Annotated in this window: 21 protein-coding genes; all 21 read right to left on the bottom strand. The window is 71.1% G+C overall.

Annotated elements, in window-relative coordinates; all coding sequences use genetic code 11:
• Positions 1 to 52: 52 nt before the first annotated feature.
• Positions 53 to 1,033 (bottom strand): AAA family ATPase, encoded by a 981-nt coding sequence (locus tag AB8735_RS35750; RefSeq protein WP_372412031.1) that lies wholly within the window; start codon positions 1,031 to 1,033, stop codon positions 53 to 55.
• Positions 1,030 to 1,416 carry a hypothetical protein gene (locus AB8735_RS35745; protein WP_372412030.1) on the bottom strand — a complete coding sequence of 129 codons (387 nt, stop codon included), beginning with the start codon at positions 1,414 to 1,416 and terminating at the stop codon, positions 1,030 to 1,032. Before AB8735_RS35745 ends, AB8735_RS35750 begins: the two co-directional genes overlap by 4 nt.
• A complete protein-coding gene (locus AB8735_RS35740) occupies positions 1,385 to 1,846 on the bottom strand; it encodes a Pycsar system effector family protein (protein ID WP_372412029.1) in 462 nt (153 codons plus the stop codon). The genes AB8735_RS35745 and AB8735_RS35740 overlap by 32 nt, the downstream gene beginning before the upstream one ends.
• Before the next feature lie 292 nt (positions 1,847 to 2,138).
• The gene (locus tag AB8735_RS35735; protein ID WP_372412028.1) at positions 2,139 to 3,191 is read right to left on the bottom strand and encodes a hypothetical protein; all 1,053 of its coding nucleotides are present in this window, start codon (positions 3,189 to 3,191) and stop codon (positions 2,139 to 2,141) included.
• A 214-nt stretch (positions 3,192 to 3,405) separates the two neighbouring features.
• Positions 3,406 to 3,660, bottom strand: coding sequence for a hypothetical protein (locus tag AB8735_RS35730; protein ID WP_372412027.1), 255 nt, complete (start codon positions 3,658 to 3,660; stop codon positions 3,406 to 3,408).
• Positions 3,661 to 3,712: 52 nt separating this feature from the next.
• Positions 3,713 to 4,015: a hypothetical protein gene (locus AB8735_RS35725; protein WP_372412026.1), complete on the bottom strand. Its 303-nt coding sequence runs from the start codon at positions 4,013 to 4,015 to the stop codon at positions 3,713 to 3,715.
• Between the two features lie 96 nt (positions 4,016 to 4,111).
• Positions 4,112 to 6,439 carry a hypothetical protein gene (locus tag AB8735_RS35720; RefSeq protein WP_372412025.1) on the bottom strand — a complete coding sequence of 776 codons (2,328 nt, stop codon included), beginning with the start codon at positions 6,437 to 6,439 and terminating at the stop codon, positions 4,112 to 4,114.
• A gap of 101 nt (positions 6,440 to 6,540) precedes the next feature.
• The gene (locus tag AB8735_RS35715) at positions 6,541 to 6,921 is read right to left on the bottom strand and encodes a hypothetical protein (protein WP_372412024.1); all 381 of its coding nucleotides are present in this window, start codon (positions 6,919 to 6,921) and stop codon (positions 6,541 to 6,543) included.
• Positions 6,922 to 6,942: 21 nt separating this feature from the next.
• A complete protein-coding gene (locus tag AB8735_RS35710; RefSeq protein ID WP_372412023.1) occupies positions 6,943 to 8,661 on the bottom strand; it encodes a hypothetical protein in 1,719 nt (572 codons plus the stop codon).
• Positions 8,662 to 8,766: 105 nt separating this feature from the next.
• A complete protein-coding gene (locus tag AB8735_RS35705) occupies positions 8,767 to 9,324 on the bottom strand; it encodes a GIY-YIG nuclease family protein (RefSeq protein ID WP_372412022.1) in 558 nt (185 codons plus the stop codon).
• Positions 9,325 to 9,467: 143 nt separating this feature from the next.
• A complete protein-coding gene (locus AB8735_RS35700; RefSeq protein WP_372412021.1) occupies positions 9,468 to 10,064 on the bottom strand; it encodes a hypothetical protein in 597 nt (198 codons plus the stop codon).
• A 46-nt stretch (positions 10,065 to 10,110) separates the two neighbouring features.
• The gene (locus AB8735_RS35695) at positions 10,111 to 10,608 is read right to left on the bottom strand and encodes a hypothetical protein (protein ID WP_372412020.1); all 498 of its coding nucleotides are present in this window, start codon (positions 10,606 to 10,608) and stop codon (positions 10,111 to 10,113) included.
• 318 nt (positions 10,609 to 10,926) lie between these two features.
• On the bottom strand, positions 10,927 to 13,338 hold the full coding sequence (locus AB8735_RS35690) for a hypothetical protein (protein WP_372412019.1): 2,412 nt from the start codon (positions 13,336 to 13,338) through the stop codon (positions 10,927 to 10,929).
• A gap of 53 nt (positions 13,339 to 13,391) precedes the next feature.
• On the bottom strand, positions 13,392 to 13,742 hold the full coding sequence (locus tag AB8735_RS35685) for a hypothetical protein (protein ID WP_372412018.1): 351 nt from the start codon (positions 13,740 to 13,742) through the stop codon (positions 13,392 to 13,394).
• Positions 13,743 to 13,845: 103 nt separating this feature from the next.
• On the bottom strand, positions 13,846 to 14,106 hold the full coding sequence (locus tag AB8735_RS35680; RefSeq protein ID WP_372412017.1) for a DUF5999 family protein: 261 nt from the start codon (positions 14,104 to 14,106) through the stop codon (positions 13,846 to 13,848).
• 147 nt (positions 14,107 to 14,253) lie between these two features.
• Complete coding sequence (locus AB8735_RS35675) at positions 14,254 to 14,682, bottom strand: hypothetical protein (RefSeq protein WP_372412016.1); 429 nt, start codon at positions 14,680 to 14,682, stop codon at positions 14,254 to 14,256.
• Between the two features lie 129 nt (positions 14,683 to 14,811).
• A complete protein-coding gene (locus AB8735_RS35670) occupies positions 14,812 to 14,970 on the bottom strand; it encodes a hypothetical protein (protein ID WP_372412015.1) in 159 nt (52 codons plus the stop codon).
• Positions 14,971 to 15,005: 35 nt separating this feature from the next.
• On the bottom strand, positions 15,006 to 15,341 hold the full coding sequence (locus AB8735_RS35665) for a WhiB family transcriptional regulator (RefSeq protein ID WP_372412013.1): 336 nt from the start codon (positions 15,339 to 15,341) through the stop codon (positions 15,006 to 15,008).
• Between the two features lie 330 nt (positions 15,342 to 15,671).
• Positions 15,672 to 15,917, bottom strand: coding sequence for a hypothetical protein (locus AB8735_RS35660; RefSeq protein ID WP_372412012.1), 246 nt, complete (start codon positions 15,915 to 15,917; stop codon positions 15,672 to 15,674).
• The gene (locus tag AB8735_RS35655) at positions 15,904 to 16,236 is read right to left on the bottom strand and encodes a hypothetical protein (protein ID WP_372412011.1); all 333 of its coding nucleotides are present in this window, start codon (positions 16,234 to 16,236) and stop codon (positions 15,904 to 15,906) included. Before AB8735_RS35655 ends, AB8735_RS35660 begins: the two co-directional genes overlap by 14 nt.
• Complete coding sequence (locus tag AB8735_RS35650) at positions 16,233 to 16,823, bottom strand: WhiB family transcriptional regulator (protein WP_372412009.1); 591 nt, start codon at positions 16,821 to 16,823, stop codon at positions 16,233 to 16,235. Before AB8735_RS35650 ends, AB8735_RS35655 begins: the two co-directional genes overlap by 4 nt.
• Between the last annotated feature and the right edge of the window lie 206 nt (positions 16,824 to 17,029).

Genomic DNA, 17,029 nt, shown 5'->3' with positions numbered 1-17,029 from the left:
GGGAGTTCGGCCGGGGTGAGCGGGTGCGGGTGCGGCCCGTCGGCGGCGCGGCTCACGCGCGGACCGCGTCCGCGTACTGCTCCTCCAGGTCGGCGCGGCCCTCGGGGTCGTCCTCCTGGTCGTCGTCCTCGCGCGAGCCGTGGACGGTGCAGCGCACGTCCGGGTCGTGCATCAGCTCGCCGGTCAGGGCGTGCAGGAGATCCGTCGCGTTATGGACTGGCACCCACGCCGTGCCCTCGCATTCGCCGTCGTCCGGGCAGCCCACCAGGGCCTCGAAGCCGATGTCGCCCGCGCCGTCGACGTCGTTGCGCTGTGCGAGGATGACGCGGTCCGCTCCGAGCCGGATCTCCGCTACGCGGTCGCCGTCGGCGAGCTGCGAGCCGTCGCGCCAGCGCCACATCCGCAAGGCCTCGGAGCCGGAGTAGCGGCGGACCAGGAGCAGGTCACCCAGGCCCTCGCCGCCGTCCCATCCGAGGTCCGCGCGCCAGGCGTCGCTGACGCGTTGCAGCAGTGTCTCCAGGCGGTAGAGGTTCTCCGCGACGACGACGTGGTCGAACCCTTCGGCGGGCAGGCCGGGCCACGCGTTGACCATGGCGGCGTGCTGGGCGAGGACGACCCGCTCGGGCACCCGCCGGTTCGCGGGCTGGCCTTCCTGGCGTTCAACGCACACGGAGGCCGGGGTGGGGATGACCAGCGCGACCGTCGGCACGCCGTGACGGCGGGCGGTCGCAATCAGGTTGGCGCGTACGGCCTGCTCGCAGTTCGTGGCATCGACGACCGTCATCTTCCGGCGGGCGAGGCGGGCCTCCAGGACGGCCTGGAGCGCGAACACCGCGTCGTCGGTCGCCTCCTGGCAACCCGCGTTGTCACTGACCAGGGCCCTGAACCTGTCGAGCTCCAGGACCTGGGTGTCGGGCCAGGTGGAGGCCCACGTCGACTTGCCCGACCCGGCCGCGCCGATCAGGCACACCAGCGACGGGTCGGGGATGGTCATGTCGACGGGCAGCGCGTTTTCCAGGCGGAACGGCTTCATGCGGATCCTCCCTGCGGGTCAAGAGCACGGGTGGCGTAGTAGGTCTGAGGGCCGGCGTTCTCGGTGATGAGCGCGGCGGCTTCTTGCAGCGCGCACGACATCTGGCCGTCGCGGTCCGGCTCGATCCGCGCGGCGGCCTGCGCGGCGGCGGTGAACAGCTGCGCGAGGGAGCCGAAGACGCCGTCCTGACGGTGGTCTTCGTAGTGGAGTTCGCGCAGGATCTCCGCACGTTCCTGGGCGTCGATCTCGCCACGCAGTTCGTCCTCGACCTGCTGGAGGGCGAGCTGGACGATCCCGGCGGAGGCGCGGACGCGGTCGATGCAGGCGCGGGGCGTGAGCCCCGGGCCGCCGTCACAGCGGGAGGCTAGCGGCGGCCAGCGCAAGCAGGGCCAGGGCGGCCAGCATCAGGTCGATGGAGCGCCGCAGGTGGCGGTACTTGCTCACGGCGAGGGTGGACAGGATGCGGATGCGGGCGGCGCGGGTGTCGTCGTTCATGCAAGCGCGGATCTCGTCTTCGTCCAGGCGGGCCCAGTACGGGAAGGAGGCCCGGTCGTCGCCGCGCAGGCGGGGCCGGACGACCAGGAGCAGCAGTACGGCGGCTGCGCCCAGGGCGACGACGGCGAGCGCGCCGAGGGCCTTGGTCGTGGGCGGCAGGTCCTTGTCGGCGACGGAGGCGAGGCCGGCGAGCACGGCGCCATTGAAGGCGAGCAATAAGGCCGACTTACTGTCCGTGCGGCCGATCTCAGTGGCGACCGTCGTGAGGGCGTTGTCGAGGTTCTTGTCCGTGATGGGGGTAGGGACGGTGGTCGTCATGTGGTGGTCCTCCTGGTTGTGAAGAGGGAGCAGGCGGTCACGCCGCTCGGGCGTAGCCGCCTGCTGAGGAGGTTGGTCAGAGGGGCCCGTCGTCGGGGGAGGGCGAGCCAAGGTGGGCAGGGTCTTGGTTCGTTACGGCTGCGGCGGCGGCCGTGGCCGGTTCGGCGGCCTTCGGCGGTACTGGACTTGACGGCTTCGTCGTCGCGCTTGGCCTGCAGGCAGCCGCACTCTTCAGTACGAAGTGCTGTCGCCCCGGCCGGTGTGGCCGGGGGCGACGGTCTGTACTGCTGGTTCAGCCGCTCGTTGCCGCCGTGTCCGTGGTGCTGGGCTTCTCGGCTCGGGCCTGATCACGGTCGTCGGCCCACTGCTGCGGGTCGTGTCCGGCTTCGACGGCGGCGTCCCAGGCCCATTCGCCGATCTCGCCGGAGTCGAGCTGTTCGGCGAGGTCCGCGGCGGTGTCGGCGGCCAGGTCCGGGTCGGCCTTCACCAGGGCCTTCAGGAACCGGTACGCGGCCCAGGCGTGTACCCCGGACAGGGCGTAGGCGGCGACGGCTCCGGGGTCGTCACTGGGTGCGTTGAACAGGCCATTGGTGGCGTTCAGGGTCTGTCGCAGCAGTTCCTCGGTCTTCTCCGGGACCGTGCTGGCGGCGGTGTGCGCGGTGCGGCGGGGCTGGGGGAGGGCGTCGGCCAGGTCGAGGCGCTGTCCGGTGTCCGTGCCGAGGCTGGTCTTCCATGCGTCCAGCGCGTCGGCGGGCGTGTCCGCCTGGTCCAGGGTGGGGGTGCGCAGGCGGTGGGGTGCCTGCAGGCCGATGACGTCCGTGCCGACCACGATCAGGGGGTTCTCTCCGCCGGCGTGCCAGGTGTGGACCTCATGGTTGGCGTGCTGCCAGCGCTCCCACAGCCTGGAGGTCCAGCGCGTGCACGGGGCGTCGTTGGGGACGTCGGCGAGCGCGGTGTGCAGCAGCTTTCGCCAGTCGGGGAACTTCTCGCCGTCCGTGACGGGGATACGCAGTGTGCCGCGCGGGCCGTCGAGGACGAGGCGGCCGGCCTCGGTGGTGAGGGTGAGGGCGGCCTCGCCGTGGTGTGCGTCGACCCAGGCGCGCAGCGCGGCGATGTCCGGGCAGTGCACGGTGCGGGCGAACGGCTCACCGGGGGTGATGAGGCGGGCCCGGGCGACGGCCACGGTGTAGCGGTCGCTGGCGATGGCGTGCAGGTGGGTGCCGTCGCTGTCGAAGCGGATGCCGTCGAGCGCGTCCAGGCCGACGCCGTCCGCCGCCGTGTGCGGCGCGGTTGTGCGGATCAGGCGGGCGAGGTTGTGGGCGTTGAGCGTGGGTGAAGAAGCCACGGCTGGATCTCCTTGTGGTCGAGTGAGCCGAGCGGTGCGTATAGCGGTTGGTCAGCGGTGCTCGTGCCGGGGCAGCCGGAGAGGGCGGTGCGGATAGCGGGGCCGGGGCGCAGGGGCCGGCCTTCTCGCTCGGGTGGTGCGTGCGGCCGGGCGGCCTGTCCGGTCCTCGCCGATCCCTTGGGCGGGGCGGGCGAGGACCAGGCGGGGCGTCAGGTCAGCGGGCGGTGCGGAAGCCGCGGGTGGCCCACGACCGCAGCCGGTCGAAGCGGGAGGGGTGGGTATGCCGCCAGGCGGTGTCGAACACGCCGTGCTCGGTCGGGAAGGAGTTGGACGCACCGCACGTGCACGTCCAGACGTACGGCTCGAGGCGGGTGTCGTCGCGGGTCGCGGTGGCCTTGGCAGAGAGGCCGTCATGGCTCCCGTGGAAGGTGCCGACCCAGAACTCGGTCTCCTCCAACTGCGGCTTCATTGGGAATCCCTTCGATGCTCGGTGGTGGTGCTGGACATGGGTGGCGGGCGGGTCAACGCCCAAGCGGATAAACGTTGTCGGGTCCGTCGTCCAGGTCGTCGTGGTCGTGCATGGGCTGCGGCGGGAAGTGGAACGCAGGGTAGATGTTGACCCGCAGCGCAGCGAGAGCCGGGTTGTTGATGACCGGACGCAGGCTCAGGCCGCGCAGAGCGAAGATGCTGGAGAGGGCCCGCTGGAGGGCGGCGAGCTGTTCCTCCAGCGGGTCGGTGGCAGGGACGGCGGCGCCCCACCGGCGAGGGGCTGTCCGGAGGGGCGCGTGGTGCTGTGCGGTGACGGGTTGCTGCGGTCGGCGCACTCGCCGCCGTGGTCTGCGCGGTGGTGGCTGCCGGAGCTGGAAGTGGGGGTGTAGGAACCGGAACGGCGCGCCCCCGGTGGGGAGCGCGCCGTTCGGTCAGGCGGCCTCGCCGCTGGTCTTCTCCGGTCGGCCGCCCAGGGCCACCTTCGAGACCTTCCCCTCCTTGATCCGGTGGATCTCCCCCTTCTTCTCCAGCTTGTTCAGCACGTTCGCGAAGGTCGACTCCGCGACCCCGCAGGCGGCCTGCAACTGGCCCCGTTCCACGTAGTCGATGTCGTCGGGGTCGATCTCGTCGCCCTCGTCGACCATGTCCACGTACATGGGGTCGGACTCGTCACGGAGGGCGGCCAGGACCTTCTCCTCCGACGTCAGCTCCTTGGCCTTCGGGAGGTCGACGCCGGCGAACGAGGTCCCCGCCTCGCCGGTTGCCCCCTCGTCGTCCTTCTCCTCGAAACCGGGGATGGGGGTCTGGGCCAGCTCCTCCATGTACGCCTGGTCGCCCCACCAGGGGACGTCGACCGGGGCCATGATGTTCTCCGGCCGGATGTGCTCGGTGGCGTCCTCCAGGGTGTCGATCCGCATCATGCCGGCGCGCCCGCCGGGTGCCGCGACGTAGCCCAGGCCGAAGGTGCGGCGAGGGTCCGACTCGTCCATGGTCGGGTCGTACACCAGCGCGTCGTCCTCCTCCACCCATACCGGCGGGATCAGGGAGGGGTCGATCCCCTCGAAGCCGGGGGGAAGGTCGCCCAGGTTCACCTGGTCGCTGTCGGTGCGGAGGATGATCCAGGTTCCGCCGGCCAGGAGGTTGGCGCGGATCGCTTGCTCTCCGCCCAGCTGGTCCAGGTTCACGGTCTGGTTGATCAGGACCCAGGGCATGCCCATGGAGCGGGTCAGGGAGGCGCCGTCTTTGACGATCTTGACGGCCTCCTTGCGGTTCGGTGCGCCCGGGGCCAGCATCTGGGCGGCCTCGTCCAGCAGGGTGGCGCAGTACGGCCGCATCGGGGACGGCTCGAAGTTCTTCAGTTCCAGGCGGGCGGCCTCTTCGATCCGGTGCTGGAGGACCCACCAGGACAGCCGCATGGCGCCCAGGGCGCCGTGCTTCGTCAGGCCGCTGTACGCGGCCATCTTCGGGATCGCGGGGTTGCTGGCGCCCTTGGGGTCGCCGTAGATCTGGGCCATCTTGTTGGCGTGGTACGCCAGGCTGACCATCTGGCCCGTGCCTCCCTTGCCGGAGCCGGTGGTACCGGCGATCACGACGTGGAGGGCGCCCAGCTTCGGGTCGAACAGCTGGATCTTCGCGGGGAAGCCGGAGACGATCTTCCCGATGTTGACCCAGCCGCCCGGGGTGGCCACCAGGGAGTCCAGGCCCTGGAATTCGTGGCCGGCCTCCAGCGGGTTGTGGTCCATGACGCGGATGATCGCGCGCCTGGGGTCGCGCCGGCCCGGCTCGTAGGAGACGAGGTCGATGGAGCGGCGCAGCGCGCCGGCCAGTTCGCCGACGTTGACGACGCGGGGGAGTGCGTCCAGGTCGTCGTCGGCCACGACGCGCGCCACCTGGCCGCCGGTGTTCTCGTCCTTGCCGACCTCCTCCAGGTGGGTCTTCGGCAGGACCCGCGCCCTCACTCGCTTCCAGGCGCCCTGGAGGGTGGAGGGGTCCAGCTCCGCGCGCTGGGTGTACCAGACGGTGATGAACGCCTCCCCGGAGTGCGCGCCGTACTTCATGTCGATGTCCTCGACCGGGCGGCCGAAGAGGCTGGAGACGGCCTCCTTCGACACGTTCACGCAGTCGCCCAGGGCCGCGGTGATCCGTCCCTGCCAGCGGTCCGCGTAGATCACGACGTCGGAGAGGACCTGGTTGCGGTGGCGTCCCGTCTTGGGGTCGCTGATCACGCGCCCCCAGGCCGCGATCATCTTGTCGGCCAGGGACACCGGAGCGGGGGCGCCGGTGTTGGCCGGACCGGTTGGCGTCGGCGCCTGCTCCACCTCGACTTTCTGCCGGCCGAAGACGCGGCGCAGGCGCCAGCCGGTGAAGGCGACCGCGGCCCACCAGCCCAGCGACAGGATCCCGGGAACGGTGGTCGGCTCGAGGAAGCCTGCCATCAGCGCCTCGGACGTGCCGGCTCCGCCCAGCTGGCCCACGGCCAGGCCCATACCGGTGGTGATCGTGGAGAGCCCCATGGTGTCGCGGTGCGCCCGCGCGATGTCGATCCCGGGGAGCTGGTTCGCCCAGCGGCCCAGCCGGTTCATGTAGTTGGCGCCGGCGAACGTCGCACCGGCCGCGAAGCCGGACCCGACGTAGGCCGCCGCGTTCGGGTCCAGGTAGGGGGCCAGGATGCCCACCCCGACGGGCAGGACGATCTGGAGCGCCGCGGTGGCCCGCTCGGCCGGCTCCGCCTTCGGCACGGTCTTGGTGATGGTGAGCATCGGGGGGGCAACTCCTGTCTGGATCCGGGGTGATCAGCAACCGGCGCGGCCGGCCCGCAGGGTGCGATCCCCTGGGGCCGGCCGCGCCGGTAGTGGTGGTGCTATTCCTGCTCGAACCAGTCGCGCGACACCTTCTCCAGGCCGTCGACGTCGGAGCGGTCGAAGGCTTCCTGGAACCCGGCGTGGGTGGTGCGGGCCTGGTCGCCGGCCGCCTTGGCGGCCTTCGCGGTGTCGGCCGTCTTCGCCGCGTAGGTGAGCGCGCCCTGCGACACCCCTCGGATGACCTTCGCCAGCTCCTGGCACTCCGCCAGGGAGTCGCGGTCCACGCTTTTGGCGCCCAGCGCGTCCGCGTCGGAGGCGGTGTCGTCGGCCAGCTCCTTGATGTTGTCCGCGGCCTTCTTGACGCCGTCCGCGTTACGGGCCAGGGCCTTCTCCTTGGCCTCGGTCTTCCGGACGAGGACCTTGTACGTCAGCTCCGCCATGATCGACTCTCCCGTCTGGTCCTACGCGGCGGGCGCGTAGGAGCCCTTGTCGTTGTAGAAGCGCAGTTCGGCCGGCTTCGTCTCGTCGCTGTCCACCACGGCCTTGTACAGCGGCGCGTACCGGGTCCCGATGTTGGTCAGGACGACCTTGCACATTTCCGCCGCCCGCTTCGCGCGCTTGTGGAGTTCGGCGGCCTCCGTCGCCTGGGCCTTCGCCGCGTCGGCCAGCTTCGTCAGCTTCGCGGCCAGCTTCTCCCCGCCTTCGACGGCCTTCGCCTGGTCGGCCAGCTCCTGGCAGTCCTTCGCCTCGTCCTCCGCGGCGGCCTGGAGCGACTTGCACGCGTCTGCCACCTTGATCAGGTGGTTCTCCTTGGCCTCGAGCTTGCGTTCGTACTGCTTGAAGTTGCGCAGTTCCTTCCGGCTGATCGACCCGCGGGCGCCCTCCGTGCCCAGGGTCAGCGTGTTCGTGTCGATCTCCTTGACCAGGAGGGGCTTCACGTCGGTGCTCACTCCGTCGTCTCCTTTGTCCGGCGGGGCGATGACGAGCCTCTGGCCGCTGGGCCCGGTGACCGTCGTCCCCTTCGGGTTGTCCTTCTTCGGGTCCTGCTGCTTCGCCTTGTGGTCGGCGTGCGCCTTGTCCAGCCGGGCGTGCTCCTTGCCGTTCTCCTCTTTCGTGTCCTGGTAGCCGTCCTTCGCGCCCTTCGCGTACGCCTTCACGTGGTCGACCGCGTTCCGGACCGCGGAGCCGTCGCCGTGCCCCGTCTCCCGCGAACGTTGGAGCGGGGTCCGGTTGTCGGTCCCGTTCGAGCTGTGGCCGGCCGCGCCGTTCTTCCCGGCGCTGCCGCCGGAGCCGCCGTTCTTGCCGGAGCCGCCGCGCGAACCGGATCCGCCACCGCTCCCGGAGGAACCGCCCGAACCCTGGCCGCCGCCGCCCTTCTTCAGGTCGACCTTCGTGCCCTTGCCCTGGCCGGCCTTGTCCTTCGAGCTGCCGGAACTACCGCCGGACGAGCCGCCCGACGTCGATCCGCCGCCGCTTCCGGAGGCACCGGCCTTCCCGTCCTTGCCCGCCTTTCCGCCAGCTCCCGCGTTCCCCGATGAGCCGTCCTTCCCCTTACTCCCGGAGTCCTTCGCCCCCTTGGAGCTGGTGTCCTTCGACGAACCTCCGCCACCGTTTCCACTGGTGCCGCGCCCGCCGCCGGATCCGCCGCTCCCATTCGAGCCGGACGAGCCGCGCCCGCCGCCTCCGGTGGCGCCGCCGCTTCCGCCGCGTCCGGTACCCGTGGAGCCGTTCCCGGTGGAACGACCCGAACTCCCGCCGCTGTTTCCGCCGGAATTACGGCCCCCTCCACCGGCCCCTCCGGAGCCGTTTCGGGTGGGAAGCCCAGGCGACTTCATGACCGTGGTGGTCCGGGTCTCTTTCACCTGGTGCGCACTGGCCCTGGCTTTCTCCAGGTCCAGCCGCTTGTTGGCTGTCCCGCCGCCCTTTGCCCAGCGGGTCGCGCCCGCCCAGATCAGCGTTTTGAACACGCCCTCCTTGTGCCGGGTGCCGGCGGCGTCGGATCCGGCGCCGGTCAGGTCTTCGGGGGCCTTGAACGACTCGCTGGTGATGCCCGGGGAGGAGCGGTCCACCACTCCGTCGGGGTCCGCCTTCGCGGCCGGGTCGTCGCCGTCCGGCCTGGCTCCGGCGCCGGTCGCTGTGACCGGTCGGGCAGGCTCCACCGCGGCCATCAGGGCAGCCATGATGCCGGTGTCTGCGGCGGGTACCGGCCCGGTGCTGGCGGCCGGCGCAGCGGGCGGATCGGGGGGTCCCGCAGGGACCGGGGGCACCGTATCGGTCGCCATCTCTTACTCCCCTTCCTCGTGTGCCACCAGCGACCACTGGCGCTTCGAATTGCTGACCAGCCCGGCGCTCTTGAGCTCGGACAGCTTCACGGCCAGATGGGGCACGGGAACACCTGTTTCTGCGGCTACCTCATTCACCGTCATCGGTGCGCCGATGACCTCCAGAGCAGCCAGGATTTTCTCCTTGACCGTGGGCGTGGACGGGGATCGTTTCTGACTTTCCCGGAGTTCTTCCAGCCCTTCCAGGGGCGGGAATAGCCCTTCGTTCCGGAGGGCCTGAACCGCGTCGGTGACCATATGGACGGGGTTTGCCTCCCCGAAGTCGAGCCACTCCCCGATCCCCCGGAATCGCTTCAGGTGATCGTGGATCAGCCCCTCCAGGAGGCGTCCGCCCTCGATGGTCGCCAGGATGCGGAGGGGGTTCGGGTTGCCCGACTGCAGCTCCACCAGGCGGTTGCGCGCGTTGCGCGCAGAGCCGATCTTTACCCGTCGGTCGGCCGCGGATCCGATCACGTAGACCACCCCGTGCGCGTTGCTCCGGCCGGTCCTGTCGTGCCGCATGTGCTCCCTCGATCGTTACTTAGAGTGGTTACTCCTTACCTGCTTCCGGGCCGAAAGAGCGCCCAGGGCGCCTCCAGGGGACGCCTTTTCGCTGTTCAGGCGATCGGGAGTAGGTAAGGAGTAACCATCTCGACTACTGTGTGTTACGAACTGGTGGCCTTCTTGCCCTTGCGCGCGAACACCGCGACGGCCAGGCCGCCGCCGGCGACGAGACCCAGCAGGGCGGGGGAGTTGATCCCGCCGCCACCCCCTCCGTTACCGGCATCCCGGGTACTGCCGGCGGCTTCCACGCCGGAGCCGCCGGTGGCCTCGTACTGCTGCTTGCAGTCCGCCACGACGTCGCCCCTCGAGGGCGCTCCGTACCCCTTGCCGATCTGGCCGGAGGAGTCCTTCACGCACTTGTCGACGGCCGCCTGGATCTTGTCGGCGGAGGCGGTCGCGGCCTTCTTGTCGGTACTCGCCTTCTCGTTCCGGATCTTCATTTCCTCCAGCTCCAGCTTCTTCATCTGGACCTGGAGGGCGGCGGCCTCCTTCTCGTCCTTCGCGACGGCCGCCGAATGGACCTGGAACCAGATGGTTCCGCCACCGACGATCGCCACCCCGGCCGCCGCGATGGCGACCTTTCCACGGCGGGTCAGACCGGCCTTCTTGTGCTTTGCGACCGGGGTTCCGTACGGCCCTTCATCGGCGTACGGAGAAGCGTTAGGTTCGCTATTTCCAAAGGTCGTTCCTGCCGCCATTCCGGCCCGAATACCTTCGAACACCTTCTCTTCTTCCGGTGTCATTTCAGTCTCCGTTCTTTCGTGCCATATCGGAGGCCGCCGAAATCGTGGCCTCCACACCCCGGAAGGTGTTGCAGGGAAGGTCGTTCCATTCCCAGAACCGCATGTTCACGCCCTGGCGGGCCAGCTGGTCCTGGATGTAATGCACGGCCTTTCCCCGGTCGATCGCGGTCACGTGCCCGGTGGATTCCAGAAAGGTCTGGGCACCCCTGATGCACATGCGTCCGGTGGGGGAGAAATCGAAGCTCTGACACCAGCCGTAGCGGGTCAGGACCTCGATGACCTGGATGAGGTGGTACGACGGCTTCAAAGGGCGCGGCTCCTGCCAGAGCCCCAGGTCAGTCATCGCGGACCGGATCCTCCTGGGGACCAGGCGCTGCCCCCAGTTCGGGGGGTCGGGAGCCCAGATCTCCAGGGCCGGCGGGATCACCGCCGGGGGTTCCAGCGCGGGCGCCGGCGGAGCCGTCGTGTGGGTGAAGCTCCCGGACGTCGTGCGTGCCATGCTGTGCTCCTTCCTTGCGTGAGTAGGGAAGCCAAAGGCCCCCGCTGATCACGTTTCAGCGGGGGCCTTTTCGGGGCGGGGCGGTCTGGGGGCTTCGTCCTGGCGTTTCGGCGCCTTTACCGCGCTCCCGAGGCGCTGTCTTCGTCTCGGGGGCCGGCGGAACCGCGGAAACAGCGGTTCGTGGGGGGCAGTCGCAGCGAGGGCCAGCCCGATACCCGTGAGGTGTCGTCACTGGTGGTGCCGGACTCTGGATCGCGGCTGAACGTCGGAGCTCGACCCGGCGTTGGACCTCTCGGAGCGGGATGCGGTCGCATCTGCTCACCTCGGGACGAGGTACTTGTCCGCGTCGGCCGGGCGGAGCAGGCCGGCCTCCTGCAGCAGCCGCACCGCGCGGTCGCGGTTGCAGCCGAGCGTGGTGCGGACGCGGCTCACGTTGACGAAGCCGTCCTCTTCGCGTGGTAGTTCGCGCACGCGCTTGATCAACGTGTCGTCGTCCCGTGCGGGCGACGTCGTACTGGTACGGCTGCTCGTACGGTCCGTGGTGCTGGTACGGCGGGCCGGGCTTGTACGGGTGCCGACTCCTCGGTCCTGGGCGGGCGGGCTCATGCGGACATCGGTGTCCGTACGGGCCGTACCTGTACGGGCCGCCGGGGTCTTGCTCGTACGGTCCGGGGGGTACGGGGTGTACGCCGGGGCTGCTTGTACGGCGCTAGTACGGTCGCTGTCCGTCCTGGTCAGGGCCGTATCGGGTGTGCCGCCGGGCTGGGCTTCGCCGCTTGTACGGGCGGCGGGCGTACAAGACGGACCGGAGGACTCGGGGGCGGTGTCCGTACTAGCCGGTGCGTCGTACAGGGGCGTACCAGTAGCTCCCGTACCCCCTTCCTCCGTACGGTCGGCGACCGGCGCCGAACCTGTACGAGACTCCGTACCAGCGTGGGTTCCGTCGTCGGCGCCGGTACGGTCGGGCGCGCTGTGGTGCATCAGGGAGTGGACTCGCCAGATGACCACGACGAAGATCAGCACCACGTAGGTGGTCAGCGGCCAGGGCGCCGGGTGACCCGGCTCGCCGACGCCGGCCTGCTCCGCGAGGTGGTAGGTGACGTTCGCGCTCGCCATCAGCAGGAGCGCGGCCGGGATGTCCTTCTGGGTCCGGAAGCTCGTGACGCAGTAGACGTCGAGGCTGACCGGCAGCAGGGGCGCGATCACTTCGTGGATGCCGGCCATGCGGGCGAGCCCGAACTCCCCGCTGGCCGCCAGCCCAACGCCGGCGGCAAGTGCCACCCACGGGGCCAGCCGCCACACCTTCTCTCCAGCACCACGGCGCACCGCCTGCCACCAGGACGCCTTCTGCTTGGCCTCCTTGGCCTCGGCGAGCATCCGCTGTGCCCGGGACTCATCGGCCTGGGCCCGGCGGGTGATGGCCTCGGCCTTCGCCTTGGCCTCCTTGACGACGCGCTCGGCCTCCTTCTCCGCGGCCTCACGCAGCTGCTGCGGGACGGCCGCCGCTTCCCGGCGCAGGCGCTCACGCTGCGCTTCGCAGGCACGCTTCAGCTCGGCGAGCTCGCTGTTGAGGGCGATGCGCTTGGTCTCGGCCTCCTGGTCGAACTTCTCCCGCAGGCCGCGCAGTTCCGTGCGCAAGTCCGCGCGGGCGTTCTCCGCTTCGGTGTGGAGAGCGGTCGCGGCCTGCTCAGCTTCCCGGCGGCGGGCGTCGGCGGCCGCGACCGCGTCGCGGTAGAGCTGCTCACCCTCCGCCCGGCGCGCGTCGTACTGCTCGGCCGCCGCAGCGGCGAGCCCTGCGACGCGAGCGCGGGCCACCTCAATCTCGCGCTGCGCCGCGGCCACAAGGTCCTCGGCCTGCTGCTGCGCGCAGGCCAGGATCTCGCCAGCCTCCGCGCGGCGTTGCTGGACGAGGCGGGAGAGCTCGGCAAGGTCGTCCTCGGCCAGCCGACGCAGCTCGGCGACAGCGGTGCGGGTCACGTCCTGGTCCTCGGCGGCCAGGGCGGCGAGCTCCTCGACTCGGGCCCGCGCGGCGGCAATGAGGCTGTCGGCACGCTCACCAGCCTCGGCCAGTGTCCGCTCCGCCTCGTCCCGGCCCTTGGCCAGTTCCTTCTCCAGGCCGTCACGGCGGGCGGCCGCCTCCTGGGCGGCTTGGGTGGTGAGGGCTTCGGCCTGGGCCCGTGCCGCGCCGAGGAGTTCCTCGATGTGGCGGTGGGTTTCGGCGAGGTGCCGCTCGGCGTCGCTCTCGGCCTGCCGCTGAAGGTCGGCAGCCGCCGACCGGGCGGCATCGACGACGCCCTGGGCCTCGCGGGCGGTCTCGTCCAGCAGGTGCTGTGCGAGGTCGGCCTTGTCGGCGGCACGGTCCCGGGCGTCGGCCGCCTTGTCGAACGCGGCGTTCTGCAGGGCGTCGGCCTTCTCGCGGGCCAGGTCCAGGATGTCGGCGGCGCGGTCCCGGGCGTCGGCGTCTCGTTCGGCGCTGCCTGTCTGGAGGGACGCGGCGGTCTCGCGGGCGCTGTCGAGCAGGTCGGCGGCGCGATCGCGTCGGTCAGCGACCTGGGTGTCGGCTTCGGGCCACCGGGCGGCCGGCACCGACGGATCGGCCGGAGCGGGGGAGTGCCGGGGCGCGGGCGGCGTCGACGTCGCGGCCGAGGTCTTCGCCGGCGTCTTCTTCCTCTGGTTGCGGGTACGGGTCGCGGAGCGCGCGGCCATCGCCATCCTCGTCTCGTCGTTCATGAAAGGGGCCCGCACCGGTCGTTGCCGATGCGGGCCGCGGAGAGGGAGCAGGTTCAGGGGAGTTCGGGCCGCTGGGCGGTGGTCGCCGTGTGCTGGGTGAGCCAGGCGACGGCGGCTGCCGTCATGCCTCCGACGTCGCCGTCGGACTGCAGCGGGGCGGTGTCGATGTCGCGCATCGCGTCTTCCGGCGGCAGCAGCCGCATGTAGTCGCCCTGCGCCCCGCTGATCCAGCCGCCCGTCACCGGGGCGAGGTCGTAGCGGACGCCGCTGGTGTAGTGGATGGCGTCCGCGATGCGGCAGACGACGGTGTGGCCCGGCTGCCCGCGCCAGAACTTGGCCGGGTCGCGGTACAGCACGTAGTCATCGACCCTGAACGTGGTGGTGGTCTGGGTGGAGAAGGTCATCCGTAGCTCCTCGTCACGTACGCGCCAGACTGTCCGGCTCCCCTTCACCGCCCGTCCCGGCCGCCACCGTTCAGCGGTCGGTGCGGGTGGATCAGGGCAGCCGTCAGGCCGCGATCGCGAGGGTCCGGTGCGGGGCGATGACCTGGCCGTCGGGGAGCAGCTCGCCGGTGTCCTCGAAGAGGAGGACTCCGTTGCACAGCAGGCTCCAGCCCTGCTCCGGGCGGCCAGCGACGGTGTGTGCGGCTTCCCGGTCCGGGCTGCTGGCCGACGGGCACGTGGGCGTGTGCGGGCACGGGGAGTTCGGCAGCCGCCAGGCGGAGCCGACGTCGTTCGTGGTGGTGCCGGGCGGGGTGGTGCGGCGCATGGAGAGTCCTCCAGGGACGCGTGCTCGGGGTTTCCCCGGGCACTACGGGAAGGGCCGACGGTCCGAGACGGGGCCGTCGGTCTGCTGAAGCGGTGCTGTGTGCGGGAAGTGGCCCGTCCTGTCCCGGTGGGTGGGAGGTGGCGGGGGTCAGCGGCCGTCGTACGGCAGCGCGCGGCAGACCTCGGCGTGCTTTTGCGCCCAGGACCGGACTGTGGCGACCAGGGGCAGCGCGGCCTGGGCGGTCTCGGCGGCGTCGGCGTCCAGCAGGAACGCGTCCGTGGTCAGTACCTCGTGGTACGGGTCGGTGCAGCCGTGGCCGGTGCACTGGGCGAGCGCAGCGACCTGGACCGTGTCCTCATCGCTCCAGGTCGTCTTGCTGTAGCGCTGGCCGAACTTGATGTGCAGCTCGGCTTCGACGACCGCTTCGGCGACGGCGCTGAACCGGCCCACGACCTCCTTGTCGGTGGAGTGGTGGCTGATGCACCGAGCGCCGCTGGCGAGGTACTCACGGTGGTCGCGGATGGACTCGGTGACCGTCTCGGTGATGTCGGGCGCGAAGGTGGGACGGCGGGGCATGGGATGCCTCGATTCATCGGTGGTGGTCCGGGCTGTCCGGCGCGGAGACGGAGCGGGTGGATCATGCGGTTGGCAGACCGCGTCGACCGTCGACCGTTGCGATGTTGCGCGGCTCGCGGTCGGGTTCCTCTACGGGGTGTCGGCGTCGGTACGGACGACGGCGAAGGCGTCGTCGTGCGCGTCGAAGTGGACGTGCACAGGGCGTCCGGTCAGCGCGCGTTCCTCGGCCGCCCGACGGTCGGCGCGCCGGGCGGAACGCGGATCGCCAGCGGGGAAGGTGCGTAGCATCACCGGATCCCCGGTCGCGCAGTCGCGGCAGGCCATCACCGTCCACCGCCCGACCCGAAGCCTTCGGTGCCCCCGGTCTGCCGACGCGCATCGGCGCGCCGCAGCCGTCGGCGCTGGTTCTCGTCCAGGCCGCCCCAGATGCCCGATTCCTCGCGGCTCTCGAGCGCCCAGGTGAGGCACGTGTCGATGACGGGGCAGCGGGAGCAGACGGCCTTGGCCTCTCGCGCCTGGAACACAGCGGGGCCGGTGGTGCCGATCGGGAAGAACAGCTCGGGGTCCTCGTCCCGGCAGGCGGCGTTGGTCCGCCAGTTCGTGTTGACGGGGAGGTTGGGGGAGGGGGCGTAGGTGGCGCGTACGATGTCGCGTTGCATGCGGGGCCTCCGATCAGGTCCTTGGATGCGAAGTGGCCCTCGGGGAGCACCTCCCCGGGGGCCACTTGCTGTCGTGTGCCGGCCTTGAGGCCGAGCGGGGCCGGGGATAGGCCCCCGCGGATCCGGGTACGGGCGGACGGGCCGGGTTACGGGTGTCCGGCGGTGGCTGCGGGATGCGGACGGGCGGGACCCGGGTCCTCGGCGCGGCCGTCGCGCTCGTGCGGCATCGGTCGGACGGGGAGTGGGGGACGGGTCGTCATCGCGGCCTCGTCTCGCTCTCCCGGTTGGCCTGGGCGACCTTGCGGGACAGCTCGGCGCGCTCTTCCTCCGTCATCGCGCTGCACCTCCCCACGTCCTGGTGGCGGTGTTCGCGGTGTACCAGCGGCCGTTGACGGGACCGTGCTCGATCAGGTCTCCGCGGCGGGCGCACAGCTGGAGGTCGTGGCGCGAGGTCGAGCGCTGGCATCCCCAGCCCAGTGCCCGGTATAGCTCCATGCAGCGGCGGGTCGTCCAGGACCCGCCCTCGCGACGGACCACGGCGAGGAGTCGGCGTCGGCGGTGCTCAGCGGTGGCCATCGACGACCGCCTCCTTGCTGGATCGCATGGCTGTCGCGGCGGCGCGGGCGGCCTGGAGCTGTGCGTACCGGGTGCGGTGGGTGCAGTGCTGGCAGCGGCAGTTCACCGGATGCTCCGGCATCCGCGTCCGCGCGGCGGCGGCCAGGCCCTCCAAGTACCCGGCGACCGCCACCTCGTCCTCATCGAGGAGGAACTCCCTCAGAGGGGTCTCGGTGTCGGCCGTCGGCGACGTCGTCCTGCCCGCGTGGAAGGCGATCAGGAACCGGACCGTGTCCGTCGAGCGGGCGGCGCGTTCTTCCGCCAGGGCGTAGTCGGTCATCGTCCGCCCCCGGCGCCCGCGGTTTCGCGGCGGTCGGCCTCCCGGGCGCGGCGCAGGGCCTCGTCCGCCTGCCCATGGTCGTCTTGCTGCGCGACCGTCCACCTGGCCCGGGCTCGCCGCTCCTGGCGGACTTCCTGGAGCCGGCGGACGGCGGCTTCCCGCTGGCGGCGGGCACGGGCCGAGCGCTCGGCCGAGGGCCGCGTGATCACGGCTCCCGCGGCGTGCACTGCGGCTGCGGCGGCCATGTAGCGGCGCCACTCCACCAGCTGGGACCGGTCCTTGGCTGCCTCGGCCCGTAGGCGCGTTGCGTCCTGGACTCGGAGGTCCAGCAGTTCGAAGCCGGACAGGCCGCCGCGGACGACGTCGTCCTCGCGTGAGCGGCCCTCGCCCTGGCGCAGCGCGAGTTCGCGGCACTCGGCCATCACCGGGCAGACCTCCCGGCAGAACGCCTTCAACCGCTCAGCATGATCCGCCCATTCGGCGTCAGACTCGTCGTCACGGAACCACTCGTCCGGGAGCGGAGCATCGTTCGGACGGCCACAAGCCCCACGAGCCATCACCGTCTCGACGAGCTCCGCAGCCCGCATGTGTTGCACGTCCTGCGCCCGAGCGGGCGCAGCTGTCATGATGGACACGGTCGCAACTCCTTCTCACCGGAAGCGGCTGGACACAGACAGCCCAGGGGCGCAATCCCTGGGCTGTCGGCGTTCACTCCCCAAATGGGGAGTCGACTCGGCTGCCGCACGAGCAGCCACGACCGCCTCCACCCGGCCGAGGCGGTGGGGACGATCGT

The organism is Streptomyces luteireticuli (assembly GCF_041519305.1).
GTDB classification, from domain to species: Bacteria; Actinomycetota; Actinomycetes; order Streptomycetales; family Streptomycetaceae; genus Streptomyces; species Streptomyces luteireticuli.
The sequence above is the reverse complement of the archived record's forward strand: the minus strand, read 5'-3'. Positions and strand labels throughout refer to the sequence as shown.